The following is a 26,031-nucleotide window of genomic DNA, read 5'->3' on the forward strand; positions in this document are numbered from 1 at the left end:
TTCCTTCCTCCCTTTCAGTGATCCAATTTTGCTTCGGGTGCCGCTTCACGACACCGTCTCAAGCGGTCGGATGGATCTCTCCGCCGCAAAACAGTTGAGCGCGTCGACCGTGCCTTGATCGAGGCGAATTCCCTCGGCATTGCGACGCGTCTGTTCCTCCCATTCGCGATCACCTGCCGCCATGACGCGCTGCCCCTCGGCCGCTCGCGATTGCCGGATATGGCTGATGTAACGACCGACCACCGCGCGAAAGACCGTACTGCCGCCAAAGGCATCAGGGTCCAGCGCCAGCACAAAGGCCCCCAGATGGCGCGGCGTTTCCATGTCGTCGCTGATCATCGGCGGCAACTCCACGCTCAACGGGGCATCCGAAAAAGCCGTCGACAATATCTCGGCCAAGCCGGCCAAGCCCGCGCCCTTGTAGCCGAACAGCGCGCCACCAAGCGGAGCCAACATTTCGGTTTGGGCGGGATTGGTGACGAAGCGGCCCTCGGCATCGGCGGCAACATCGGGCGGCAAACTCAGACCCAGCGCGTGCGCCAGTTGCACCCGGTTAAACGGGATTGCGCTGGTGGCCATGTCAAACAGCCATGGCCGCGCGCCATCAGACGGGGCAGCGGCCGCGATGGGATTGGTGCCATGAAATCGCTGCGCGCCGCCTTGAAGGCGAACGAAGCTATCAGAATTGCAAACGGCCAATCCCATCATGCCTTGCTCGGCGATCGCCATTGCATAAGCGCCCGCTGGGCCGAAATGCGATGAATTGCGGATAGCGACCGCCCCGATACCATTTTGCCGCGCCAAGGCGACGGCGTGGCGCGCCGCCTCATAGCCGCCCACGGCACCGTGGGCGTCATCGGCATCCAGCACTGCTGCGCCGCCCTTGCCCTGTGAAAAGCGCGGCGATGGCTTTGGGTTCAACCGCCCGCGTGCGAAACCTTCGAGGTAATGGGGCAAAAGGCGATAACCGTGCGAGTCCACACCCAAGCCTGAAGCATGGGACAATGCCCCGATGACCGCTTCGATGGTCAGCGCATTGGCTCCAACTTCATCAAGTGCCGTCCGGCAAAAACGCTCGATTTCGGGCAGCATCACCCTTCGTGCGGCGCCTTGTGCCTTGGCGGCATTGTCGTTCGAGCCGAAGCGCGCAAGGTAATTGGCCGTCGTCTCGCCGACATGTTTTTGCAAAAGCGCCATTGCGCCAGCGCTGTCTCCCCTGCGGATGAACGCCACGATTTCAGCATGATCGGCCAATGAAATCGTGTTGAGTTCTGTTTCGCGCGAAAGCCAGTTGCGAAGGGCTTGGATGCGGAATGACAACAACAGGTAGTTCGATCGCAGGTATCCATTGCCACACAGATCGAAGATCGCCGTGTGATAATCGCGGTCGAGCAAACGGTAGCTGGAGGCATCCGCGACATCGAGGGCCGCGCGCATTTTGTCGACGATCCCGTCGAGCGTTTCGGTCAAGCTTGCACGGTTGCGCGCGATGGCAAGCGTCAGCGCCTCGCGCTCGAGGATCAGGCGCAGTTCACCCAATTCGGCGATCGTGCCGCTGCCCATCGAGAATACTTGTGCGGTCCGGTCGGGTGGCATTTCTACCAAACCTTCGCTTTCAAGTTGCAGTAGCGCCTCACGGATAGGGCTTTTGCTCATGCCCAGAAGCTCAGACAGCTCGTTCTCGGGCAGCTTCCGTCCCATTGGAAAGGTGCCGGAAATGATACGCTCGCGGATCTCCTCTCGGGCGAGGTCCGACAACTTGACGCGTTCAAGCTGATTTTTTTGCATCCCTGATCCAACCGTCTTCGCATGGATATATTGTATATCCACGCCCAACTCAGGGCGAAGGTCAACCATTACTTTGAAGAGTGTCAAATTGGCGAGCCTTGCGGCAAGCGGGCGTACGTGTCGATCTGGGGTGACCGCAAGGCTCCGCGGCGCTTGGTTGCCGCCATGCTTCGCGGGCCGTGATCGTCATGCGAATGAAACGACGATCCTCGCCCTTGGGGCAGACCGATTCCGCCGGATCGTGCGCGCGTTTCCCGGCGCTAAGGGACGGGGCTGGGCAATGGTGCGCCCGCAAGGAATGCTGCGATATTGGCGCGCTGAAGACTTGCCATCGCGGCGCGTGTTTGCACTGTTGCACTGCCGATATGCGGTAAAGACAGCACATTCGGCAACGCCAGAAGCTGCGCGTTCGCTTGCGGCTCATGCGCGAAAACATCAAGCGCCGCACCAGCCAGACGCCCCTCTTTCAACGCCGCAACAAGGGCGTCTTCGTCGATCACAGATCCGCGTGCGACATTGATGATATATCCGGGCCCGAGTGCTGCAAGCGTGTCATGGCCGATGAGGTTGCGCGTCTGCTCTCCGCCAACGATCGTGACGATGAGATCATCAACGTCTTGCGCCATCGCGCGCGGAGTCGCGTGCCAGCGCATACCAGCCACGCCTTTATCCGCGCGGGCGGTATAATGGATTTCGCAGCCGAACGGCGCCAACCTGTCGGCGACGGCACGACCGATTCGGCCCATCCCCACAATACCCACCTTGCGGCCGCTGGCCTTGGTGCCCAAGGCGAGTGGCTGCCCCGCCACCCAGTCGCCTCGATGCAGATAGGCGGCGGCTCCCATCACGCCCCGACAGGCGGCGATCCACATGCATAGGGCCAGATCCGCAACATCTTCGTTCAGCACATCGGGCGTTATGGTGATGGTGATGCCACGTGCGCGTGCAGCATCGCCGTCTATGGCGTCGTGACCGACCCCGTAATTGGCGATCAGACCGAGGCCGGGCAAACCATCCATTTGAAGCGGGCCGAAGGGCTCATGCCCTTTGTAAGCCACGATGCGCACCCCTTCTCTCAGCGCGGGGTCAAGCGCCGCCATGGCAGCGAGATCTGGCAGGACCAAGGCCGCGAACTGGCTCTGGAATGCGTCGATTTCCTCGGGCTCATAGTGTCCGATGGCAAGGGTGTGGGTCATCCGTGAAATCCATCGCTGAAAATCGTGGTCAAGGAACGCTGTTGTCCAGAAAAGGCCGGCGCGCCCAGTGAGCGGTCGCTTTGCAACCTAGCAAGATACCCATGGTCAAGCCAGCCTTATGGCCCAAGCACATGGCAAAGGCCCCGGTTCGAGACCACATGTGGATATCGAAGGTCGTTTTCCCAAAGCCGCATGAGGGCGCGCACCGCACCCAAGGTTCAATCGCCGTTGAAACGCCCCTCGCGCCTTTCAAGGAGGGCTGCGACGGCTTCTGCGTGATCGGCGGTCTGGTGCATCGCACCTTGATAGGCGGCCGACAGTTCCAGAATTTGGTCCAGCGTTGCCGTGGTTCCGTCACGCAACAAGCGTTTGGTCAAGCGAAGCTGACGGGGCGGATTGCGCGCGATACGGCGGGCTAGCGCCATTGCTTCGTTCATCAACGCATCGGGTGGCGTGACCCGCGATACCAGCCCCCATGCCAGCGCCGTATCGGCATCGATCGCATCGGCAGTAAAGGCCATCTCGCTGGCGCGCGACAGCCCCACCTGTCTTGGCAAGATCCACGCCCCACCATCGCCCGAGATGATTCCGACATTCACGAAATTCTCGGCGAATGTCGCGTTTTCAGAAGCGATGCGGATGTCGCAAAACAGCGTCAGATCACAACCCGCCCCATAGGCCGGCCCATTCACCGCGGCGATCATCGGCACTTCGACCGACCAGACCGCTTTCGCCACACGTTGAATGCCCGCGCGGTAGGCGTTGCGCACCGCGATGGCATCGCCTGCAAAGATGCCCTCCTTGTCGCGCATATGTTTGAGGTTGCCACCCGAGGAAAAGGCTTTGCCTGCGCCGGTCAGGATCGCGCAGCGGATCGACTGATCGGTGTTGAGCCATTCCATCGCGGCGCAAATCTCGTCGATCATGTCCGCATCCGTGATCGGATTGCGCAGCTCTGGCATGTTCAGGGTCAGGGTCGCGATGCCCTCATCTTGGGTGATGAGAAGTTTTGTGGTCATGCGGAATGTCCTGCCCCGTTGCGGTGCGATGGGACTATCGTACCTACGTTCAACGCATTTTAGAGAAAGCGGTTGGCGTAAGGAAGCTTGACGCGATGTTGGCCACGACCTCGCCATGTGCCGCGTGATGCGCCGCGCGCGCCGCGACCCATTCGCGATCGGTTGCAAAAGCTGTCCATAGCTGTTCGCGCTCGGCCAAGCTTTCCCAAGATAGGAAATAGGTCAACTCGTGGTTCGATGGCCCGACAAGCGTAGTGAAAAAGCCGACAGGGCGCAGGCCGAGCCGCGCCCATATGCGCAGTGTCGTATCTTCGAACCGCTGCAACAACGCGGGCAAACCACCCGGCACGCAAGCGTAAACGCGCATCTCGTAGATCATGGGGTATCCTTGGGTTCGGTCCAACCTGTCCATATGGGCGAGGGTGATGGTTTCAGCCGATGATAGCGCTCTGATCGGAGTAGCGTATGGTGAACGTCATCGCGCCTTCGTTCAACATCCAGCGGTGCAGCGTGTATGCGCGCAACCCAGCCGCATGGAACGGATCGGCATCGGCGATGGTACGGGCTGCGGCCTCGTCTTCTGCGCGCAAGATGATCATGCCGCCGGTCGGAACGGTGCCGCCCTCCTCGAAGATGGGGCCCGCACCGAAAAGGTGGCCTTCACGCTCCAATGCGATTTGGTAGTCCAGATGGGCGGGCAATAGCGCTTGCATGCCGGGACCGCGTGCCGGCCGGGTGGTGACCACCCAAAGCGAGCGGCGCAGCATGGTGGCGTATAGCTCTTCCGGTGTTTTCGCGGTCATCCCTGCCTCGTGAATATAGCAAGAGCGGTGGATGCGCGGCAGCATTGCCGCCGCGCATGCTTTTTGGGTTCAACGCTTTTCAACGCCCGCCGCAGCGATCACTTCGGTCCAGACGCCGATCTGACGTTCGATCAATGCCTGAAGCTCGGCCCCCGTCGATCCGGTCGGGTTCGCGCCCAGAGCCGAAATACTTTCCTGCACGGCAGGCTGTGCCAGCGCGCCAGAGATCGACTCGCTCAAGATCGCTGCAACATCGTCAGGCAGACCAGCAGGCGTGCCAAGCGCAGTCCAGGAAATGACGTCAAAGCCCGGTGCGACCGTTTCGGCCAGCGTGGGGACATCCGGCGCGTCGGGCCAACGCGTCCCCGAGGTCACGGCCAGAACATCGAAGACGCCCGCATCGGCCTGACCTCGGATCACGGTGCCTGCGTCGATGATCAGATCGACCTCGCCGCCCATCAGCGCCGTGCTGGCGGCAGCACCGCCCTGATAAGGCACATGAATGAACTCCACTCCCGTCTGAAGGCCCAGAAGCTCGCCGGTCAGGTGTTGGGTTGAACCGACGCCGGAATGACCGATGACGATCCCACCGGGATCGGCCAGCGCCGCTTCGATGAGGGCGTTGATCGAGTCGTATTCGCCCGCGCGTGCTGCAACGAAGAACGGGAACTGCCCGACTGTCGAAAGGAAGGTGAAATCATTCACCGAGTCATAAGGCAGCTGATTGTAGAGCGCCGCCGCCACGGCATGTCCGCCGACCAGCAGTTGCATGGTGTAGCCATCGGCGGCTTCGCCCGCGACATAGCCCGAGGCCACGGTGCCACCCGCGCCGGGGCGCGATTCAACGACGACGGGCTCGCCCAGATCGGCCGAGATCGCCTCCGCCATGATGCGCGATACGACATCGGCGTTGCCGCCTGCGCCAAAGCCGTGAACGATCCGCATTGCGCGATCGGGGAATTCTTGCGCGAAGGATGGCGCCGCAAGTGCCAATGTGAGCGGTAGAGCGACGAGTATTGTCTTGATCATGGTCTTCCTCCCAATGTTTTTCCATCGTCCAGTCTTGTAAGGCCTAGGACCTCCCATTGGCCTTGTTCGCGCCATTTGCGGACGCGGCTTTGTCCGGTCAGGATGATACTGCCCGGACGGTCTTTCGCCGGGCAGTCATGCTCGACCAAATTGCATAAGCGATCAGCGCCACCGAACAGGCGACGAGGATCGCGCTGATGGGGCGGGTGACGAAGATGGTGAAATCGCCGCGATAGATCAGCATGGCGCGGCGGAAATTATCCTCGAGCAGCGGGCCGAGGACAAAGCCCAGAAGCACCGGAGCGGGTTCGAACCGATAGTTCTTCATCAGGTAACCCAGAACCCCGAAGGCCAGCGTCAGCACGACATCAGTGACGCTGGTGCGATGCGAATAGACGCCAACGCAAATCATCACGATGATAACCGGATAAAGTTTTTGATACGGGATGCGCAGCAAAAGCACCCATAGCCGGATCAGGGGAATGTTGATCATCAGCAAGATGATGTTGCCGACCAGGAAGCTGGCGATGACACCCCAGAACAGTTCGGGTTGATCAGTCATCAGGCGGGGTCCGGGGACGATCCCGTTCAAGATCAACGCACCGATGATCAGCGCCATGACCGCATCGCCGGGAATGCCGAGCGTCAGGGTCGGGATGAAACCTGTCTGTGCGGCGGCATTATTGGCGGATTCCGGCGCGGCAAGGCCGGGCAGATGCCCCTTGCCGAACTTGTCCGGCGTCCGCGAGAAACGCCGTTCCAACGCATAGGCCATGAAAGACGCGATCGCCGCCCCCGTGCCGGGGAGAGCGCCAAAGAAGCTACCCACGCTGGAGCCGCGCAGGATCGGAAAGGCGAGGGTCCGCGCCTCGGCCCGTGTGGGAAGCACATCGCGCATCCTCAGCGCCAAGGCAGGGCCGGGCGGCGTGCGCGTGGCGGCATTGCGGATGATCTCGCTGACACCGAACAGGCCCATGGCCAGCGACACAAGGCTGATGCCATCGGCCAGTTCCGGCACCGCGACGAAACGGTAATAGCCTGTCGTCTGATCGGCACCCACAAGCCCAAGCGCGATGCCCAACACAACCATCGCGAATGACCGGATCTGCGAGCCGGTCCCGATGAGCGAGGCGGCCAACAGGCCAAGGATCACCAGCATCGCGTATTCCGGCGCACCGAAGCGCAGCGCGATCAGCGTCATCGGGATCGCGGCCAAAACCAGAATGGCGACGCCCACCATGCCCCCCACGAAAGAAGAGAACGCCGCCACGAACAGCGCAAGCCCCGCGCGGTTGTTCTGCGCCAACGGATAGCCCTCGAGGCAGGTGACAACCGAGGAGGGCGTGCCGGGCAGGTTCAACAAGATCGATGCGATCGAGCCGCCGTATTGCGAGCCGTAATAGATCCCCGCCAGCATGATCATCGAGGTGGTGGCATCGAGGTAGAAGGTCACAGGCAGCAAAAGTGAGATTGCCGTGATCGCCCCGATCCCCGGAAGTACGCCGATCAACTGCCCGATGAATACACCGATAAAGGCATAGACCAGCACATGTGGCTGCATCACGACATTCAGACCAAGGAAGAGCTGGTCGATCATCGCTACCTCCAGAACGCCGGGATCGGCAATTCGAGGGCCACGAGAAACAACAGCCAGCCGCCAAGTGTTGCGAGCGATGCATAGATCAGCACGTTGAGCGGGCGCGCCTCGTCATCGGCGAACATCGAGATGGCAACGGCAAGAAACATGGACGGCACAAGGCCCACGCGATCGACAAGCGCCGCGAAAATCAAGATCGCGGCCGAGATGAAAGCCAGTCCACGCCAATGCATCGTGCCGTCACGCGGCAGGCGCGCGGCCATGATATCCGCCATGATGATGGCGACAGCGAGGGCGCAGATCAAAAGCCCGATGATACGCGGGATAAAGCCGGGCCCCATCTGGGTCAGGCGGCCCACCGGATAATCCCACGCCACCGCCAGCATGATCAGCCCGATGACCAAAAGCACGCCGCCACTCAGGGCGCGCCGCAAGATGGATGGTCGGTCTTGGTCTATGTCCTGCATGATCGCCCCTCCTTTCTCGCGCGGCTGTTTCTGGCCCGGTGTGTCGCGTGGTGCCTCAAGGCAGCTCCATTGCCATGGGCGCCGTGATGCCCAACCTGCCTGCCATGACGGCCAGACGGTCGAGCGTGCCTTTCGCAATCGGGATGCCGGCGCTTTGGCGTTCGGCCGCAAGGCGAAAGCCCCGCTCGCCCGGCATGAGGATTTCATTTGTGTCGGGCGCTTTCGGCAAGGCCTTGAGCCCTGCGGCCAATTCCGCGATCTGCGCGACAAATATGTCGGGATCGGTAAAGGCGTCGATCCGGATCGCCAGCGCCACCCCGTTCATCGCCCCCTTGCCCCCTGACAAGACGCCCGAGATGGCGGGGTTGGAAATCAGCACACTGGCCAACACCTCGATCATCAGCGACAGGCCCGAACCCTTTGCCCCGCCAAGCGGGGTCAGGGTGGCGACCTTGGCCGGATCGGTGGCGGGCTGGCCCGACGTATCGATGGCCCATCCTTCCGGGATGGCGCTGCCGGTGTCACGGGCGTGCATGATCTTGCCCAGCGCCACGGTCGATGTGGACATATCCAGCAACAAGGGGCGTTCCCGGCCCGGAACGGCAATCGAAATCGGGTTGGTCGACACCCCCGCGACCCGCGCGCCGTGATAGGCCATAAGCGGGCCGGATGCCGTCATCACGATCCCCAGATAGCCGCGCTCGGCGGCGCGCAAGGCGAAATACCCGACCGCGCCGGCATGGGTGATATTGCGCGCCGAACACCAGCCGATCCCAAGACGCCCGGCGATCTCGATCGCCTCATCCATCGCCATCACCATGGCCGAGGGGCCGGGCGCATGTGCAGCCTCGAGTACGGCGACGGCCCCTTGCTGCGAGATGACTGTCGGTGTGGCCACGGAGTCAATCAGCCCTTGCGCGACCATCTCGCCGTAACGCGGGATGCGCAGGACACCATGCGATTCCGCACCCCGCTCATTCGCCCAAACAAGAATGTCCGCCGTGCGTTCCGCGTGACCCGAGGTGTAACCCGCCCCGCGCAGCAAGGCGGCTGCATATTCCCTCAGGTCGTCTGGGCGAAACCGGATCATGCGCTATCGCTCAATGGGGTGGGAAAGAATTTCTTCAGCCATGCCGAGATCAGCGCGCGGGTATGCGGCGCATCCTCGTCGGACAGGGGGAAATGGGACACGCCGGTCGGGATCATCAACTCCGCATTGGCGCCGGCCTTTTGGAACAGGCTGATGGATTGCTCCATCGGCGTGATCACATCGCCAGCCGTGTGGAACAGCAACAGCGGGCGAGGCGCGATATCGGCGACAACATCTTCTGCGCGGAAATGATACATGCTGATCGCGGTCTCGACCGGGACTTCGAACTGGGCATGCGGCGACAGGTTCTTGCGCAGCTCTTCGGGGATGGGCACGACATCGAAGCGTGACACCCACATGCTTTCGCCCGTTTCGGCCCGGTGGCGGCGACCTTCTTCCAGAATGCCGGTGAATTTCGCCCAAGCCTCGGGCGTGGGGTGCTGGCCGCGGAATTTGCGCTCGCCATCGCCCCAGCCGCAGAGCGACAGGACACAGGCCACCCGGAGATCGACGCCGCCGGTAAAGATCGCAACCGCCGCGCCGAAACTGTGGCCGGTCACGCCGATACAGTCGGGGTCCACCTCCTCGCGCTGGGCGATGAAGGTCAGCGCGTTGCGCGTATCGGCGACTTGGTCGAAACAGCGCACCTCGCCCCGCGCGCCTTCGGACTGGCCGCAGCCGCGGAAATCGATGCGAAAGACGCAATATCCGAATTCCTCCAACATCCGCGCGACAAGCTCGACATGAGACTTGTCCTTGGTCCCCACAAAACCGTGCAGCACGATGAAGGTCGGCAGGCGCTGGCCGGGTTTGCGGCTGTCTGGCACATGCAGCACACCGGACAGTTTCAAACCGTCGGACATGAAAGACAGCGGGTGTTCCATGGGTCGTTGCCTTGTCATCGGATGGCGGTCGCGCCTAGCTGCGACCCCACCGGCTGGAGAACTCTGCGAAACTGGACAGATGACCGCGCAGAAAGGTTTCGGTCTCGGGATGTGTGATGGTGCCCGCCACGACATCGACCTTGCCCTTGGCGCCCGTGATCTGGATTTCGGGTTTGGCCATGATGAGCATGTCTTGGCTGTGCAACGTCTGGCGCAGGCTTTCATGGACCCGCGCGCCACCCAACAGGCCGGGCGAGACGCTCCAGATCGCGACAGCTTTGCGGGCCAACGGGTTGGGGTCCACGCGCGACAGCCAGTCGATGGCGTTCTTGAGGGCGCCGGGGATGGACCAGTTGTATTCCGGGGTGACGATCAGCACCGCATCCATCGCCGTGACCGCGTCCACCAAGGCCGCCACGCTGTCGGGCATGCCTTCGTCCAGCACATCTTGGTTGAACAGCGGCAGATTGCCCGGACCCGGCAAGATCACGGCCTCCATGCCCGTAGGGGCAAGCCCCGACACCGCACGCCCGACCGCGCGCGACAGCGAGGCGCGGCGCAATGACCCTTCAAGAATACCGAGCCGTATCACGGAACTATCCTTCCTCGACGCGCTCATGCTGCAGGTGCCGCCCATGGGAAGTGATGCTCGCGCCACGGGAGCGGCGCAGGTTCGCCCCAGACATTCATCACGCGGACATTGTCGGGACGTTTCAGCGCGGTGATCACATTGGGCACATACCGGTCGTCATCATTGATCAGCGCCATATTGCCCGCGCATTCGACCATCGCGCCGCAGGCATCGATGTAATAGGCGAATGTGTTGTCGCCGGGCCGGTGCCGACCCGGCCCCCAGATGAAGTTCTTCTCGACCGTATCGAGCAGATCACCAAGCCGGCAGTAGTCGGAGAACTCGGCCACTTCCCACGAATAATGGTGCAGCCCCGTATCGCCACGAACGATCCCGAGAATGTGGTGTAGCCGGTTTGCGCCGCGCATCCAGCTAAGCCCATCATCGACCATCCGCTCGGACAGGCGCATGCCCATGATCGCCTCCATCTGGGCGCGGGTCTCGGCGGGTTCGGGCGAGGTGATATTCACATGATCGATGCGCAGGGGTGCCATGCCCGTGGTCGCGTAACGGTTGCCATAGATCTCGGTTGCGACCGGCGCGTGCAGCTCGAATGTATGGCCTTGCGGGGTGACGAAGCGCATGCCTGCATCGCAGCAATCAAGGCTCGGCTCCTCGGATATCAGCCGGCATCCTGCAGCGGCAACGCGCGCGGCGGCCACGGCCACTGCCGCGTTTGACACTGCCTCGAAGCCAAGCGAGCGGATCGCATTCTCGGGCGCCTCATGCAGCACCAACTCGGCCATGCGCCCATTGGAGGATAGCCAGACCGTTCCAGCCTGCTGGCGTGTCACGCGCAATCCGAGGATGTCGCAAGATTCGCGCACCATCGCATCAACGTCCACGACGTTGAGCTGAACATGTCCTACGGAATTCACCAGATAGTGCATACCGTCCCTCGTTTCGTCTGTGTCCATCAGGTGCTAGCACGCGGTTTCAAAAACCTCAAACATTTTCGAAAATATGAAATTAGTGGAAAAAATATCAGCAAGGTCGCGTCGGGTGCTTTCGGCGTCGCGGGCGCATCATTCCTCGGCTGCGACGGTATTCGACAGCACGCCTATGCCCGCGATCTCGACCTCGACCACATCCCCTGGCCGCAGGAATTCCGGCGGCTGCCGCGTCGTGCCGAAGCCGGTGCAGGTGCCCGTGACGATCACATCCCCCGGCACCAAAGGTGCAAAAGTCGAGATGTAGGAAATCAGGTATGGGATATCGAAAATCATGCGCGAGGTGTCGGTGCGCTGTTTCTCGACCCCGTTCACGCGCGTCACCATCGACACACCCGACTGCGCGATCGGCAGATCATCTGCTGCGACCATCCACGGCCCGAAGGCACCCGTGCCGGTGAAGTTCTTGCCCGGTGTGAATTGATGCGAGTGCTTTTGCCAATCGCGCACGCTCCCGTCATTATAGATCGAATATCCCGCCACATGGCGCATGGCCTGCGGTTCCGAGATATGACGCCCCCCCTTGCCGATGATCACGGCAAGCTCACCCTCGAAATCCAGCTTTTGCGAGGATCGCGGCTGGATCAGCGCTGCGCCATGGGCGATCTGCGAGCATGGCAAGCGCAGGAAAAGCACAGGATAGGGCGGTGCCTTGTCCGGGTCGGGTGGCCCATCCCAATAATTCACGGCCGCCATGACGATCTTGTCGGGATTGGGGATTACCGGGGCCAATGTCACCGCGTCGAACCGCAAGGAAGGTGCCGCTGTATGTCGCAACAGATCCGTTGGCATGCCCGCGGCGATAAAGGATTTCAGATCTGGAAATCGGCCGACCGCGGGATGGCCCAGATCATAGATAATCCCGTCCGCCACGGCACCCCAAGAAGACCGTTCATCATGGACGAAGGATATCAATCGCATGCATATCCCTTTTTTCGAAAATAATCGAATCATTGAAACACTGGACGAGAATGGCCTTTCTGGATAAATCTGTCCAACCGGGAGTAGATAGGATATTCGAAAATCCACGGTGCAACTGCACCTGGCGATGAATGATGGAATAACCATTGACTGCAGGCATGATCAATCAAGCGGCTGGCCAGACGATGAAATCTGACGCTTCCGGGTCACGCGATGTGCTGACCCGTCTGCGCACGGATATCGTCAGCAGCGTGTTCGAGCCGGAAACCCGGTTGAAATTCGCGGATATGACAAAACGATATGACGTCGGGATCGGCACGCTGCGCGAGGCGCTTTCGCAGCTTTCCTCTGAAGGATTCGTGACGGTCGAGACAGGCAAGGGTTTCAAGGTCGCGCCGGTGTCGGCTGCGGAATTGGTCGAGATTACCGATCATTTCATCGCCTTCGAAAAGCGCGCGGTGCGCGAAGCGATCGCGCATGGCGATGAGGATTGGGAAACCAATATCGTTGCAGTGCATCACCGCCTCAGCTTGATCGAGGGGCTGCCTTGGGCGCGGCGGATGGAACGACATTCCGAATGGGTCGAACGGCATCGCGAATTCCACGAGGCCATTGTCGCCGCCTGTCCGGGGCGTTGGCTGTTCCGGTTGCGCTCGATCATGTTCGACCAGTTGGATCGCTACCGCTTCGTCACAAAACGGGCGCCCGAAGGTCTTGGCGGCCGCAAGTTCGAAGAGCATCGCGAAATCATGAATGCCACCCTTGCGCGTGACGCCGACCTTGCCTGTGCCTTGATCGAGCAGCACATCCGCGACACATCCGAGCGCGCGATCAAGCTGCTCTGAACATCACGCAAAGCGCCGGTGCGGCCTGCGGCCAAGGCCATAGGGACCGACTGGCCATGCGCAAGCGGTGGGCCGACGGCACCATAAGGCCCCGTGATGGGTTCTTAGCCTTGCGCGAAACCTTCCGGCAGCAATGCATCCGGCACGGCTTGATAGCACACGGGTCGCAAGAACCGCCGGATCGACAGGCTGCCGACCGAGGTTGCGCCGAAATTGGTCGAGGCGGGGTAGGGGCCGCCATGGACCATAGCATCGGCCACTTCCACTCCTGTAGGATAGCCATTCACGACGATCCGGCCTGCTTTGCGTTCAAGCGTCGGCATAAGGCGCTGGGCGATGCCTGTGTCGGCGTCATCCATATGCAAGGTGGCGGTCAACTGCCCGGCAAGGCTTTGTGCGATGGCGTGCATCTGGGCTTCGTCCGTCGCAGTGACGATCAGGCCAAGGGGGCCGAAAACCTCTTCGCCCAAGCTGTGATTGGCCAGCCAATCCGCGCCTGTGATCCGGTAAAGATGCGGTTTGGCCGCGCGGCGGTCGCAGACCTGGGTCAGAAGCGTCCGCACGCCGGATGATTGGGCTACCTGCGCCGCGCCCTTGACATAGGCCTCGGCGATGCCGTCGGTCAGCATGACCTGCGACCCGACCTCGGCCAGTGCCGCCAATGTGGCTTCGGCCAGCGCGTCGGCCTGATCGGCAAGGACAATGGCGATGCCGGGATTGGTGCAGAACTGGCCCGCGCCCATCGTTAGGCTGGCCGCCCACCCCTTGGCGATGGCAGCTCCGCGTGCCGACATCGCGGCGGGCAAAAGGAACATCGGGTTCACCGAACCCAGCTCGCCGAAAAACGGGATCGGTTCGGGCCGCGCGGCGCACAAATCGAACAGCGCCCGGCCCCCCGCCAGCGAGCCTGTAAAGCCCACTGCCCGGATCAGCGGATGCTGTACGAGCGCTTGCCCCACATCGCGCTCGCCACCTTGGATCAGCGAGAACACCCCCGCTGGCATACCACAGGCTTGCCGTGCGGCTTCGATGGCTTCGGCCATGATCTCGGATGTGCCGGGATGGGCGAAATGGCCCCGCACGACGACCGGGCATCCCGCCGCCAATGCCGCCGCAGTGTCGCCCCCCGCCGTCGAGAAGGCGAGCGGAAAGTTGGACGCGCCGAACACCGCCACCGGGCCGATGGGCCGCTGGATCATTTTCAGATCTGGGCGGGGAAGGGGTTGGCGGTCGGGCAGGGCCGGATCATGGCGCAGGTCGAGATGGTCGCCCTTTTCGATATGCTGCGCGAAAAAGCGCAACTGCCCCGTGGTGCGCCCGCGTTCGCCGATCAATCGCCCATCGGGCAGGCCGCTTTCCTGACCGCCGATGGCGGTGATCGCGTCGGCGCGCGCCTCGATCTCATCGGCGATGGCATTGAGAAACGCGGCGCGCGCGGCGCGCGTGGTCCAACCATAAACGGCAAAGGCGTCTTCCGCCGCTCTCACGGCTTGATCGACAAGCGCGGGCGTGCCGACCGAAAAGCGATGCGCCGGGCCATGTGCGGGATCGGAGGCAAAGCTGTCTTGGGTCGTTACCCATTCGCCCGCAATCAGATGCGCGCCCCTTGGTTGCCAGTTCATGCAGCACTTTCCTTTTCGCTATCCCAATGGGTGACCATGGCGCAGGCAATGTCAAAGGCCGCGCGCGTCGCCCCCAGATCGGCCACACCTTGCCCGGCGATGTCAAAGGCGGTGCCATGCGCGGGTGTCGATACCGGCACGGGCAGCCCGCCCTGAACCGTCACGCCCCGATCGAAGCCCAAAAGCTTGAGCGCGATCTGCCCTTGGTCGTGATACATCGTCACCACGGCGTCGATCTCGCGGCGGACGGCCTTGAGAAACACGGTGTCCGATGGCCAAGGGCCGCTGACCGACATTTGCCCCCGGGCCAGATCCTCGACCGCGGGGGTCAAAACGTCAATCTCTTCGCGTCCGAAATTGCCGCCGTCGCCGGCATGCGGGTTCAGCGCCGCCACCGCGATGCGGGGCCTGTCGATGCCTGACCGGCGCAGCGTGCGATGGATCAGATGCGTCGCCTCGGCCACCCGTTCGCCGGTGATCGTGTCGGCCACGTCGCGCAGCGCGATATGGCTGGTTACGCGGCTTGTCCACATCCCGTCGAGCGTGTTGAGTTCCGAGATATAGCCCGTCACTCCCAACCGCTCGGCCATGTAGTGCAATTCGTCATCATGGCCGATCCCCGCAAGATGCATGGAGGCCTTGTTGAAGGGGCCGAACACGATGGCGTCGATCACACCTTCTTGTGCAAGAAGAAGCGCCTCGTCGAGCGCGCGCAGGACCGAGCGGCCACCGGCCTCGCTTGTTTGGGCCAAGCGCACCTCATCGGGTGCGATGGTGGCAAGCGCGTGAAGCGCGCCGGTGCGCCCCACCCATCCCTTGCGCGCATCGAGCGGTTCAAGCGCCAATTCCACCCCTGCCACCGCCTGCCCTGCGGCAAAGACATGCGCATCGCCGATCAGCAAGATCTCGGCGGCCTCTGTCACGCCCTCGGCGGTGCAAAGCTTGGCGATCAGTTCGGGTCCGATCCCTGCAGGGTCGCCCGCCAAAATCCCGATACGCGGTTTTGTCGTGGTCATGTCAGTGTTCGTCCCTCTTGGTCCGGGCATCGGCATGGACCCGTGCGATATTTTCGATCGTGCTGCGCAGATGTGCGCGCATCGCCGTTGCGGTCGCCGCGCCATCACGCGCCATCAGCGCGGTGGCAATGCGGTCATGTTCGGCCTGGGTATTCTCGCGCCGGTCGATCTGGCGCGAGGACAAGAAGCGCGCCCGCCAGAGGCGCGCATTGTATTGGCGATGCGTCTCGGCCAAGGGCGTGTTTCGCGCTGCGGTCACGATCGCGCCATGAAACGCCATGTCTTGATGAAAGAAGGACAGCGTATCACCGCCATCGGCCTCCATGTTCCGTGCCAAGGCCGTGATATGCGCCAGTTCCTTGTCGGTGGCCACTGCGCAGGCCAATTCGCCCGCCAAGGCCTCGAGCCCACCGAGAACCGTGATATTGTCGCGCAGTGTGTCGAGCGAGGGGTTGGCGACGCGCGGCCGCCGCGTCGGGCCGTAATCGATCAGCCCCTCCATCTCGAGGAGGCGCAGTGCATCTTTCAGCGGTGTGCGGCTGATCCCCATCGCCTCGGACAGGTCGCGCTCGGGCACCGGCGTGCCGGGGGCGAGATGCTCGAGCAAGATCGCCTCGCGCAGCTTGTCGGCGGCCTCTTCAGCGAGGCTCCGGCGGGGCGCGATCTGGACATCTTCCAGCGCGGAAAGGATCGAACCTGCCGACATCAGCGCCCCCAATTCAGGGCAATGGGGTCAAGCGGGCGCAGCAATTCTAGCAGCATGGCGCGCGTGGCCGGCGCCAGCGGCGGGATCGGATGGCGGCAGAAATCCGAGGCGATGACCCCGCCCGCCATCATCGCCGCCTTGGCGGCGCGAAAGCCGCATTGGCGGTTTTCATGGTTCACCGCCGGCAGGATGCGGGCATAGGCCTTGGTTGCCGCGGCGCGATCACCCGTCGCCCAATGGGTCAGGATCGGCTTGATCAATTCGGGGATCATCGCGCTGGTCATGGTGCCGGTCGCGCCTGCATCGAGATCGGCCAAAAGGGTAATCGCCTCTTCGCCGTCAAACGGCCCCTCGATCGCATCGCCGCCCTCGGCCACCAGCGCGCGCAGCTTGGCCGCCGCACCGGCACATTCGATCTTGAACAGCTTTACCATCTCGATCTCGCGCGCCATGCGCACCAGTAGCGGCACGGGCAAATCGACGCCGGACAGCGGCGCATCTTGCACCATGATCGGCAGGCCGACATCGCCCACGCGTGCGAATTGTTCATAGGTCTGATCGGCCGTCCCGCGCATGGTGGCACCGTGATAGGGCGGCATCATCATCAAGATCGACGCGCCGCATTCTTTGGCGTGACGCGCACGCGCTACTGCTATCTCGGTCGAGAAATGGCTGATGGTCACGATCACCGGCAAGCGGCCCGCCATATGGTCAAGCGATGCTTCTGTCAGGCGGCGGCGTTCCTCGTCGGTCAGCAGGAATTGTTCCGAGAAATTGGCGAGGATGCAGATGCCGTCATTGCCCTGATCGACCATGCAATCGATCACGCGAGACATGCCGTCGTAGTCGACCGACCCGTCGGGGTGAAAGGGCGTGGGCGCGACAGGCCAGATGCCCGAATACTGCGTCATTCTATGATCTCGAAATTATGCAAGTGCTTGTCGGTGATGCTGATCCCAAGACCCGGTACATCATCGGCAAGATCTATATAGCCATCGACCGCGTCGGGATCGCCTTCGAAGATGTAATAGAACAGCTCGTTGCCGACCTCTACGTCAAAGACGGGGAAGTATTCGCTGATCGGGCAATTCACATTGGCCATGGTCAGGTGATAATTGTGCATCTGCCCTGCATGCGGGATCACCGGCACCTGAAATGCCTCGGCGATGGCGTTGATCTTTTGCGCCGCGGTGATGCCGCCTACGCGGTTGGTATCATATTGCATCACGCTGACCGCGCCGCGCCGTAGCAGATCGGCACAGCCGAGAACCGAGAATTCATGCTCCCCACCCGAGATCGGCACGATGTTCATGGCATTGAGTTCGACATAGCCCGCGACGTCATCGGCGATCACGGGTTCCTCCAGCCAGCGCGGCTCGTATTTCGCGAGCTTGGGCAGCATGCGCTTGGTGTAATCGAGGGTCCAGCCCATGTAACATTCCAGCATGATGTCGCGGTCCCAGCCGATGACTTCGCGCACCGCTTCAACCCGCTTCAGGTTTTCGCGCATGCCTGCCGCGCCATCCTTTGGCCCAAAGCCAAAGCGCGTCTTGAACCCTTGATAGCCTGCCTTGAGCGCGACCTCGGCCTCGCGCTGCATGGCGTCGATACTGTCGGCGTAAAGCTTTGAGTAATAGACCGGGATCTTTTCCTTGGTGCGCCCGCCGAGCAGCTTGAAGACCGGCTTGCCCGTCAGCTTGCCCATCAGATCCCAAATCGCCAGATCGATCGCGCTGATTGCGGTCATGCCGATGCCCTTGCGGCCCCAAGCATGGCTACGGCGATACATCTTTTCCCAGATATGAGCGTAATCGAACGGGTCTTCGCCGATCACAAGCGGCGCGAACCAATCATCAATCGCCTTTTTGACCACGGTGGGTGCCAAGGCCGCATTGCCGATGCCGATCGTGCCGTCATCCGTCTCCACCTCGCAGGTCAGCCATTGGTGAAACCGGAACGAGGCCATCGCATCCCCACGCGCCCAAAGCGCGTCCGAAGCATTGGTGCAGAAATTCCCCTGTGGCGGAACGGTCGGGCCGGTCCAGTTCCAGACACGGGTGCGGACAGAGCGGATCTTGGTCATTTGGTATTCACTCCTGAACGTGGCGCGGCCGGATCGGATCGAGTCCACACCGGCGCAAGCCCTTGAATTTGATTTGCCCTTGCCAGATGAATATGTCAATGGTATTTGGCATACCAAATTCAAACGACCGAATTGCCCGATCACAACATCAGGTGCGCGTGAACAGGTCGTCTGGATTGAAAACCAGGGAGGATAAGATGTTTTCAATTCGCACTATCAAGGCCGCCGCTTTCGCGGGACTTTTGGCATCGGTCGCGGCACCGGTCTCGGCGGAAACAATCATCGTTGCCGTTGGGGCAGCCCAAAACAGCCTTCAGGGCCAAAGCGCGCAGCGCTTTGCGACCGAGCTTCAGGCGAAGCTGGGCGATGCACATACTGTGGAATTCTACGCAGATGGCCAGCTTGGCGATGAGCGTGAGTTGATGCAAAAGCTGCGTCTCGGCACGGTTCACTTCACGCTGCTGTCGTCGATCATGACCAATGTCGCCGATGAATTCGCGCTGTTCGACCTGCCGTTCTTGGTGCAAGACCGCGCCCATATGGCGCGTATCGACGCCGAGATCGTGCAGACAAAGCTTGCGCCCTTGGCTGCCGCCGAGGGGCTTCAGGTCATCTCGACATGGGAAAACGGTTTCCGCCAGATCACCAACTCGGTGCGCCCGATCAATACCCCCGCCGATCTGGCCGGGTTGAAGATCCGCACCCCTTCGTCGGAATGGCGTGTGGCCATGTTCCAGGCCTATGGTGCGAACCCAACCGCGATGGCGTTTTCGGAACTGTTCGTGGCGTTGCAGACCGGCACGATGGATGGTCAGGAAAACCCGCTGACCAATATCGTAGGCGCCAATCTGCACGAGGTGCAGGGCTATCTCAGCCTGACGGGCCATGTCTATTCGCCCAGCTACCTGACCGCTGGCGTGACAAGCTGGAACGGGCTTCCCGATGATGTGCGCGCTGCCGCGACCGAGGTCGCCAGCGAGGTGCAGGGTTGGGCTTTTGGTCAGGGCGACAGCGCCGATCAAACCCTGCTTGACCGCGTCATCGCTGCAGGCGTCGCGGTGAACGAGGCCGACAAGGCCGCCTTTGTCGAAGCGTCCGCGCCGATCTACGCGATGTTCGCCGAGCGTGTCGAAGGTGGCGCCGAACTGGTTGCCGCAGCGCAGGCCTTGGCCGCGTCGAATTAAGCCGCGATCACCTTGCAAAAGCGCCGGCCGCATCATCGGCCGGCGCGATCCTTGGGGGAAATCCAAAATGTCGTTGTTGATCCGCTCAGTTGCGCGATCCGTGGAGGCCATGTGCCTGCTTTTGCTCGTCGTGCTGACCGCGACGGTCGTCTACTCGGCCACGATGCGATATCTTGGCGCCTCACCCAGCTGGTATGATGAAGTCGCCCAGATCCTGTTGGCGTGGCTGTCCTATTTCGCGGCGGTGCATGCGATGTTTCACCGCCAGCACATGGGCTTTGGTGGCCTTGTCATGGCCATGCCCAAACCCCTGCGGCTGTTTTTCGTGCTGTTCGCCGAAGCCGCCATCATCGCCTTTTTCGGCGTCGCCGTCTGGTATGGCTGGGCGATCTTGCCGATTGCCGCCTTCGACACGATGGTCAGCCTGCCTTGGGTGTCCTTGGGTGTCGTCCAATCCGTGATCCCCATCACCGGCGCGCTGATGATCTTTGCCTCGATCGGCACTTTTCCGAAAATTCTGCGCGAGGCGATCGACGGTATCGACCGCGACCACGCGGAGATCGCCGAAGCCATCGCCGCCGCCGAGGCGGATATGCGCACCGATGACCGCAAAGGGGCTGTCTGATGATCCTGTTCTTCACGGCGGCCAGCTTGATCGGTCTGATCTTGCTCAATGTTCCCATCGCGGTGTCGGTCGGCATCGTGGCTGTGGTTGGCTTTTTGCTGACCACCGGGCCGATGCAACTTTATGATGTCGCCATCGCGCTTTACACCGGCGCCACATCCTTTCCACTGATCGCGATCCCGCTGTTCATCTTGGCGGGTAGCCTGATGAACACCTCGGGCATCTCGGTTCGGTTGATCAACTTCGTCTCGGCGCTGATCGGTTTCGTCCGCGGCGGCCTTGGCATGGTCAATATCGGTGTCTCGATGGTTTTCGCAGAGATCTCGGGCTCGGCCGTGGCTGATGTGGCTGCGACCGGCACCGTGATGATCCCCGAGATGAAAAAGCGTGGCTATACCCGCACGATGGCCGCGGCCATCACCTCATCCTCGGCCTCGCTTGCGATCATCATTCCGCCTTCGATCCCGATGATCCTTTATGGCGCGATCGCCGAGACATCGGTTCTCAAGCTTTTCGTGGCAGGCATAATTCCGGGTGTTCTGGGCGGGTTCTTGTTGATGCTGGTGACCTATTTCCTTGCCGTGCGTTATGATCTGCCCCGTGAAGAGGCCTTTAATCTCTGCCGTTTGGCCAAAGCCTTCCGCGAAGCGGCTTGGGCGCTCACCATGCCGGTGATCATCTTGGGGGGCATCTTTTCGGGCATTGTCACTGCGACCGAAGGGGCCGCGTTGGCGGTTGTTGCGGCCTTGTTCGTGGGTGGCGTGATCTACCGCGACCTCAATATCACGCGGCTTCACCGCGCCATGCTGGACGGCATTTCGCAAACGGGTGTGGTGATGCTGCTCGTGGCGACCTCGGCCGCGCTGGGCCTGTTCTTGACCCAAGCACAGGTGCCCCAGCAACTGGCCGCCGCGATCACCGAATTCACCACCAACCCTTGGGTCGTTCTGGCGCTGTTGAACGTGCTGCTTTTGGTCTTGGGCATGTTCTTGCATGGGGCGGCGGCGATCATCCTTGTGGTGCCGATCGTGATGCCCTTGGTCACGGCAGTGGGCATCGATCCGGTACATTTCGGGATCATCGTGACCTTGAACCTTGCCATTGGGCAGCAAACCCCGCCCGTGGCGAGCGTGTTGATCACCGCATGCTCCATCGCCAAAGCCGGTATATGGGAGACGACCCGCACCAACCTGCCCTTTATCGGGGTGTTGGCCTTCATCTTGCTGCTGGTCACCTATGTGCCGCAGGTCAGCCTTGGGCTGGTCGGGCTGTTGGATTAAGGTTTAAACAATGCCGTGCCGTGGCGCTGTTGCCATGGCGCGGCGATCCGCATCTAGCGGGCTTTGATCGTTGCCTCGAAGCTCTCGAAGGCCGCGATGCTTTGCGGGCAGTTCATCAGCGCACGCGCGACATCGGGTGAGATGGTGAAGCAATCATGCCCGAGATCGGCGAGCGCCACCATCTGTTCGGGTGAGCGCAGTGAAGCGACAAGAACCGTACAGGGTTTTCCCGCCCCTGCGTTCATCCGCGCCATTGTCGCCAGATGATCCATGGCATCCATCCCCGCCTCGGCCATGCGGCCGAAATAGGGGGCGATGAAATCCGCCCCCAGCGCGCGGGCGACGAACATCTGCTTGGCGTCATAACACGCCGTCATCAAGATGCGCCCACCAAGGGATTTGATCGCCGGGGTCGCCCGGATCGCGGCCTCGACCAGCGGGATTTTGACGATGGTTTCGATCCCCGCAATGCGTCCTGCTTCGTAAAGCGCGCCCGCCCAATCGACATAACCCTCGACCGGGCCTGCGACCTGCGCATGCAATTCCATCGCCCCCAGATCGCGGGCATGGGCGGCCATCGCTTGCCAATCGATGCGCGCGTAATCAAGCCCCGCGCGCGCGGCCAAAAGGGGGTTGGTGGTGACCCCGTGAAACAGCCCCGTAGGCATCAGCTCGTCCCACGCCGCGCGGTCGGCTGTGTCGAGATAGAGTGTCATATCCGCTCATCCATCAGGGCTTGCGCCAATTCCGCCGCTGTCGGCGGGTTGCAGCCTTCCTTGGTACAGTTCAGGCAGGCTGCATAGATCCCGCGTTTGATCAGGTCTGCAAGCGCATCTTCGGGCAGTGCGGCGATCGCATCCTTGCCCAGTCGGTCTTTCTCCGCCAGCCCCGCGATCAATGTGGCCATCAACGTGTCGCCTGCCCCGATCGTGTCGATCAGCCCGGAAAACCGCGGGTTCGTCACGCGCACATGGTGCTGTGGGGTCCATGCCTCGGCCCCCTCGGGGCCTTTTGTCAGGGTGACGAGGGCCGCCGTGGTCTGGTTGCGCAAGGCCGCGATAGCCGCGTCTTGGGTCAAGTTGGGATAGAGCCATTCCAGATCCTCGTCACTCAGCTTGACGATGGTCGCATGACCCAAAAGCCTTGTGATCCTTGCGCGGTAGCTGGCAGGATCACCGATCAGCGAGGGGCGCACATTAGGGTCGAGCGAGGTACAGATGCCCGCCCCTGCCGCGGCGATGAATGTGCCCTCCCAGATTTCCGCATCCGCACCGCCCGCCAGCGCGAGTGAGCCGATATGGAAATGCCGCGCCGTGGGGGGGATCGCGGCTTGCAACATCGGGGCCGTGACCATCCGTTCGGCGGTGCCTTCGCGCAAGAAGTGATATTGGGGTATACCATCCTTGAGCGTGACGATGGCCCGCGATGTCGGCGCTGCAAGCCGCGGCCCGGTGAGGGTTACGCCCTGGGCTTCGAGATGTGCCGCCAGCCGCACCCCGAAATCATCGGTCGAGATCGGCGTGACGTAATGTGTCATCACCCCTTGGCGGCCAAGCGCCACGGCCACGTTGTAGGGTGAGCCGCCGAGATTGTGGAAGAATCCGTCAGCCGTGGTCCCGCTTGTATCGGCGATACTGTCGATCAGGTTCTCGCCACCGATGATGATGGGGTATTCAGCTTGCGTTGGCATCGAGCTGGCGGGCTTTCGCGAAGATGGTGAAGACAAAGGTGCTGCCCATAGCCACGACGGCACCAAGGACAAGGAAGGGGACTGTGATCTGGTAGCCCAAGGCTACGAGCGGCACAATCATCGCCACGAACCCCGCCGCAAGCACCCATGTCAAGATCGGCTTGCCGCGAAACACCACATAGCCCGCGGCGATCACCAGAAGCGACAGAAGGGCCGCCGCGGTGATATTTGCGTTGGCGGCGGTCTGAAATGCCTCCAACTCGGCGGGCGACAACAAGCGCGCATTCTGACCGGGCGCCAATTGCGCACCCGCTGCGCGCATGGCTTCGGCGGCGTTATGCTCAAGTATCGCGATCTTGGCCCGCAGGAAAATCGCGCCCGGTGTCATGCAGGCAAGGAACGCCATCACCGCAGCGATCGCTGCCAACAATTTGCGCACGCTTTCGGGGTTCTTCGATTGGCGCACGATGTCGATGCCGACAGCGACCAGAATGATCATGCCGGTCACGACCATCTGCCAAAACGTGTCAAGCTGGGCCAGCGTCAGGCCGTTATTGATCAGCTTGAGCAAGATCACCCCCATGAAGGTGCCCCACAGCGACCCGCGCCCGCCGAAAAGCGAAGTGCCCCCGATGACCACGGCGGCGATGGCGTCAAGCTCCCACATCTGGCCGTAATCGGATTTGGCGTAAGGCGCGCGGCCCAGAAACAGCAGTGCGCCCAAGGCCGCGGTAAAGGAGCAAAACATATAGGTGATCAGCATGTAGCGCGCGGTGTTGATACCTGCTTGGCGCGCGCCCGGCTCGTTCGAGCCGATGGCATAGACCCAGCGCCCATAGCGCGTATTGGCGATGACGATCGTCAGAACGATGAAAAAGCCGATGAAGATCAGCATGGACATCTGGAAGGTACGGAAAAAATTGATCCAGTTGGCGTCGACAAAGCCGCCGATGTTGTGCCAAATCCCGGTCAATTCACCGTTGGTATAGGCCTCACGCAGCCCGGAGAACGGGTTGTAACGCCCGAAATAATCAAAGGTCGAGGGCAGTTCGGGGGTGGCCTGCGCGCCGGTCGTCAAATGGCCCGTGCCGCGCCAGATCGATAGCCCTGCCAAGGTCACGATAAAGGCCGGCATCCCGTAATAGGCGACAAGCGCGCCGTTGAAGGCCCCGACCGCCAGCCCGAGTGCCAAGCCCGTCAAAATCGCCAAAGAGGGGGGGAAGCCCCAAAAGCTGACGACATATCCCGTCAGCGCCGCGGTCATGCCCATCACCGAGCCGACCGACAGATCGATCCCCGCGGTGATGATAACCAAGGTCATGCCAGCGGCGATCACCCCGATGGCCGCGGAATTGTTGAGAATCGTCATCAGGTTCGACGGGTGGAAAAACGGCCGTCCCGTGGTCGCCAGTTCGATGGCGATGCCCAAGATCACGATAGCCAAGAACGCCCCCGACCAGTCGGCGCGGAAAAACTTCACAAGCGCGAGGACGATGCGATCTTGTAGCGAGGGCAGTGGCTGTGTTTGCGCTGCATGTGTCATCGGTTTTCCATCGACCAAATCTGAGGGCTAAAAAAAGGGCGCGCCAAAAGACGCGCCCTTTGACGTCGCTCGTATGACTTATTCGATGCCGACCATCGCGCTGTAAACAGCGGCGGTCGAGGGGGTCACGAGGAAAAAGCCCGTGTCGATACGGGGCGAAACCGCCTCGCCGCGCGCCGCGGCAGCAGCGGCACGGATGCCCTGATAGCCCATCTGATAAAGCATCTGAGCGGTATTGGCATGCACCCAACCTTCGCGCATCGCGACGATTGCGTCGCTGGCACCGTCAAAGCCCACAAGCTTCACATCACCCGCGCCGTAGCCCAGGTTGCGCAGCGCGGCGATGGCACCCATCGTGCCGCCATCCCATGCGTTGGCGACCATGGCGATGTCCTGACGGCTGTTGAGGATCGCCTCGACACCTTCTTGTGCCTCTTGGCTGTTCCACTCGGTCGGGACTTCGAGGATTTCGGAATTCGGACGCGCGGCGGTGAAGGCTTCGACAAAGCCGTTGCGCCGTTCTTGGCCGGTCGATTGCGCCTGGTTGCCGGTGACGTAGATGATCGGCTGACCATCTTCGATCAGGGTTGCGGCAACAGCGCCTTGCACCTTGGCCACGGCATAGTTGTCGGTCGCCACGAAGGAGGTGACATCGGCACCCGCAACGCCGGTATCGACGGCAACCACGGGAATACCCGCGGCCATCGCGTCATTGACGGCAGGTGCGATACCGGCGCTGTCAACAGGTGCCACGGCGATCGCTGCGGCGCCCTGCGCCACGAGATTTTCGAAGACTTCCAGCTGGCTCGACAGATCGCCCTGAAAGGCGGGGCCGACCGCGACAAGTGTGACGCCTTCGGCGGCGGCGGCATCTTCTGCGCCTTGGTTGATCATCATCCAGCCCGCGTTGGTCGCGGATTTGGTGATGTAGCCGATGACGTCTTGCGCATTGGCGGCAGAGCCGATCAGCAGTGCGGCCACAGCCACGCTGGCAAGTTTCAGATTCATTTTCACGTCGGTATCCTCCCAAAAATCGGCCGCGCCTCGAACGGGCAGGGGCAC

General features: G+C 61.9%; 26 protein-coding genes. 4 read left to right on the plus strand and 22 right to left on the minus strand.

Going from position 1 to position 26,031, the window contains the following annotated elements; translation table 11 throughout:
* Positions 1 to 45: 45 nt before the first annotated feature.
* The 13 genes from ACTG4J_RS02605 to ACTG4J_RS02665 form a co-directional block, all read right to left on the minus strand.
* The gene (locus ACTG4J_RS02605; protein ID WP_439136936.1) at positions 46 to 1,788 is read right to left on the minus strand and encodes an Ldh family oxidoreductase; all 1,743 of its coding nucleotides are present in this window, start codon (positions 1,786 to 1,788) and stop codon (positions 46 to 48) included.
* 260 nt (positions 1,789 to 2,048) lie between these two features.
* On the minus strand, positions 2,049 to 2,984 hold the full coding sequence (locus tag ACTG4J_RS02610) for a 2-hydroxyacid dehydrogenase (protein WP_439136937.1): 936 nt from the start codon (positions 2,982 to 2,984) through the stop codon (positions 2,049 to 2,051).
* A gap of 218 nt (positions 2,985 to 3,202) precedes the next feature.
* Positions 3,203 to 4,003: a crotonase/enoyl-CoA hydratase family protein gene (locus ACTG4J_RS02615; protein ID WP_439136938.1), complete on the minus strand. Its 801-nt coding sequence runs from the start codon at positions 4,001 to 4,003 to the stop codon at positions 3,203 to 3,205.
* Positions 4,004 to 4,052: 49 nt separating this feature from the next.
* Positions 4,053 to 4,382 (minus strand): NIPSNAP family protein, encoded by a 330-nt coding sequence (locus tag ACTG4J_RS02620; RefSeq protein WP_439136939.1) that lies wholly within the window; start codon positions 4,380 to 4,382, stop codon positions 4,053 to 4,055.
* Between the two features lie 52 nt (positions 4,383 to 4,434).
* Complete coding sequence (locus ACTG4J_RS02625; protein WP_439136940.1) at positions 4,435 to 4,806, minus strand: YciI family protein; 372 nt, start codon at positions 4,804 to 4,806, stop codon at positions 4,435 to 4,437.
* Between the two features lie 69 nt (positions 4,807 to 4,875).
* Positions 4,876 to 5,835, minus strand: coding sequence for a Bug family tripartite tricarboxylate transporter substrate binding protein (locus ACTG4J_RS02630; RefSeq protein ID WP_439136941.1), 960 nt, complete (start codon positions 5,833 to 5,835; stop codon positions 4,876 to 4,878).
* 97 nt (positions 5,836 to 5,932) lie between these two features.
* The gene (locus tag ACTG4J_RS02635; RefSeq protein WP_439136942.1) at positions 5,933 to 7,432 is read right to left on the minus strand and encodes a tripartite tricarboxylate transporter permease; all 1,500 of its coding nucleotides are present in this window, start codon (positions 7,430 to 7,432) and stop codon (positions 5,933 to 5,935) included.
* A 2-nt stretch (positions 7,433 to 7,434) separates the two neighbouring features.
* Positions 7,435 to 7,899: a tripartite tricarboxylate transporter TctB family protein gene (locus ACTG4J_RS02640; RefSeq protein WP_439136943.1), complete on the minus strand. Its 465-nt coding sequence runs from the start codon at positions 7,897 to 7,899 to the stop codon at positions 7,435 to 7,437.
* Between the two features lie 55 nt (positions 7,900 to 7,954).
* Positions 7,955 to 8,989, minus strand: a complete 1,035-nt coding sequence (locus ACTG4J_RS02645) for an Ldh family oxidoreductase (protein ID WP_439136944.1) — start codon at positions 8,987 to 8,989, stop codon at positions 7,955 to 7,957.
* A complete protein-coding gene (locus ACTG4J_RS02650) occupies positions 8,986 to 9,873 on the minus strand; it encodes an alpha/beta hydrolase (RefSeq protein WP_439136945.1) in 888 nt (295 codons plus the stop codon). The genes ACTG4J_RS02645 and ACTG4J_RS02650 overlap by 4 nt, the downstream gene beginning before the upstream one ends.
* A gap of 34 nt (positions 9,874 to 9,907) precedes the next feature.
* A complete protein-coding gene (locus ACTG4J_RS02655; RefSeq protein ID WP_439136946.1) occupies positions 9,908 to 10,465 on the minus strand; it encodes an NADPH-dependent FMN reductase in 558 nt (185 codons plus the stop codon).
* Positions 10,466 to 10,488: 23 nt separating this feature from the next.
* Positions 10,489 to 11,421: a VOC family protein gene (locus ACTG4J_RS02660; RefSeq protein WP_439136947.1), complete on the minus strand. Its 933-nt coding sequence runs from the start codon at positions 11,419 to 11,421 to the stop codon at positions 10,489 to 10,491.
* 108 nt (positions 11,422 to 11,529) lie between these two features.
* Complete coding sequence (locus ACTG4J_RS02665; RefSeq protein WP_439136948.1) at positions 11,530 to 12,375, minus strand: fumarylacetoacetate hydrolase family protein; 846 nt, start codon at positions 12,373 to 12,375, stop codon at positions 11,530 to 11,532.
* A 158-nt stretch (positions 12,376 to 12,533) separates the two neighbouring features.
* Between ACTG4J_RS02665 and ACTG4J_RS02670 the strand changes: the two genes are divergently transcribed.
* Positions 12,534 to 13,220, plus strand: coding sequence for an FCD domain-containing protein (locus tag ACTG4J_RS02670; RefSeq protein ID WP_439136949.1), 687 nt, complete (start codon positions 12,534 to 12,536; stop codon positions 13,218 to 13,220).
* 104 nt (positions 13,221 to 13,324) lie between these two features.
* On the opposite strand, the gene ACTG4J_RS02675 is transcribed toward ACTG4J_RS02670, so the two are convergent.
* From ACTG4J_RS02675 to ACTG4J_RS02695, 5 genes are read right to left on the minus strand one after another with little or no spacing between them, the layout of a single operon-like run.
* A complete protein-coding gene (locus tag ACTG4J_RS02675) occupies positions 13,325 to 14,842 on the minus strand; it encodes an aldehyde dehydrogenase (NADP(+)) (RefSeq protein WP_439136950.1) in 1,518 nt (505 codons plus the stop codon).
* Entirely contained in the window at positions 14,839 to 15,858 is a 1,020-nt protein-coding gene (locus ACTG4J_RS02680) for a 4-hydroxythreonine-4-phosphate dehydrogenase PdxA (RefSeq protein ID WP_439136951.1), read from the minus strand. Before ACTG4J_RS02680 ends, ACTG4J_RS02675 begins: the two co-directional genes overlap by 4 nt.
* 1 nt (position 15,859) lies before the next feature.
* On the minus strand, positions 15,860 to 16,564 hold the full coding sequence (locus tag ACTG4J_RS02685; RefSeq protein WP_439136952.1) for a GntR family transcriptional regulator: 705 nt from the start codon (positions 16,562 to 16,564) through the stop codon (positions 15,860 to 15,862).
* Positions 16,564 to 17,475 carry a dihydrodipicolinate synthase family protein gene (locus ACTG4J_RS02690; protein WP_439136953.1) on the minus strand — a complete coding sequence of 304 codons (912 nt, stop codon included), beginning with the start codon at positions 17,473 to 17,475 and terminating at the stop codon, positions 16,564 to 16,566. The genes ACTG4J_RS02685 and ACTG4J_RS02690 overlap by 1 nt, the downstream gene beginning before the upstream one ends.
* Positions 17,472 to 18,647 carry an L-rhamnonate dehydratase gene (locus ACTG4J_RS02695; RefSeq protein ID WP_439136954.1) on the minus strand — a complete coding sequence of 392 codons (1,176 nt, stop codon included), beginning with the start codon at positions 18,645 to 18,647 and terminating at the stop codon, positions 17,472 to 17,474. The genes ACTG4J_RS02690 and ACTG4J_RS02695 overlap by 4 nt, the downstream gene beginning before the upstream one ends.
* A 197-nt stretch (positions 18,648 to 18,844) precedes the next feature.
* On the opposite strand from ACTG4J_RS02695, the gene ACTG4J_RS02700 reads away from it, so the two are divergent.
* The 3 genes from ACTG4J_RS02700 (at position 18,845) to ACTG4J_RS02710 (ending at position 21,736) form a co-directional block, all read left to right on the plus strand.
* Positions 18,845 to 19,831: a TRAP transporter substrate-binding protein gene (locus tag ACTG4J_RS02700; protein ID WP_439136955.1), complete on the plus strand. Its 987-nt coding sequence runs from the start codon at positions 18,845 to 18,847 to the stop codon at positions 19,829 to 19,831.
* A 67-nt stretch (positions 19,832 to 19,898) separates the two neighbouring features.
* Positions 19,899 to 20,456, plus strand: coding sequence for a TRAP transporter small permease (locus ACTG4J_RS02705; protein WP_439136956.1), 558 nt, complete (start codon positions 19,899 to 19,901; stop codon positions 20,454 to 20,456).
* Entirely contained in the window at positions 20,456 to 21,736 is a 1,281-nt protein-coding gene (locus ACTG4J_RS02710; protein ID WP_439136957.1) for a TRAP transporter large permease, read from the plus strand. Before ACTG4J_RS02705 ends, ACTG4J_RS02710 begins: the two co-directional genes overlap by 1 nt.
* A 53-nt stretch (positions 21,737 to 21,789) precedes the next feature.
* On the opposite strand, the gene ACTG4J_RS02715 is transcribed toward ACTG4J_RS02710, so the two are convergent.
* From ACTG4J_RS02715 to ACTG4J_RS02730, 4 genes are all read right to left on the minus strand, one after another.
* Entirely contained in the window at positions 21,790 to 22,452 is a 663-nt protein-coding gene (locus ACTG4J_RS02715; RefSeq protein ID WP_439136958.1) for a transaldolase family protein, read from the minus strand.
* On the minus strand, positions 22,449 to 23,426 hold the full coding sequence (locus ACTG4J_RS02720) for a carbohydrate kinase family protein (RefSeq protein WP_439136959.1): 978 nt from the start codon (positions 23,424 to 23,426) through the stop codon (positions 22,449 to 22,451). Before ACTG4J_RS02720 ends, ACTG4J_RS02715 begins: the two co-directional genes overlap by 4 nt.
* Positions 23,410 to 24,969 carry an ABC transporter permease gene (locus tag ACTG4J_RS02725; protein WP_439136960.1) on the minus strand — a complete coding sequence of 520 codons (1,560 nt, stop codon included), beginning with the start codon at positions 24,967 to 24,969 and terminating at the stop codon, positions 23,410 to 23,412. The genes ACTG4J_RS02720 and ACTG4J_RS02725 overlap by 17 nt, the downstream gene beginning before the upstream one ends.
* 78 nt (positions 24,970 to 25,047) lie before the next feature.
* The gene (locus ACTG4J_RS02730) at positions 25,048 to 25,977 is read right to left on the minus strand and encodes a sugar ABC transporter substrate-binding protein (protein WP_439136961.1); all 930 of its coding nucleotides are present in this window, start codon (positions 25,975 to 25,977) and stop codon (positions 25,048 to 25,050) included.
* Positions 25,978 to 26,031 lie beyond the last annotated feature (54 nt).

The sequence above is a fragment of the Roseicyclus sp. genome (assembly GCF_965662675.1).
Classification (GTDB): Bacteria; Pseudomonadota; Alphaproteobacteria; order Rhodobacterales; family Rhodobacteraceae; genus Roseicyclus.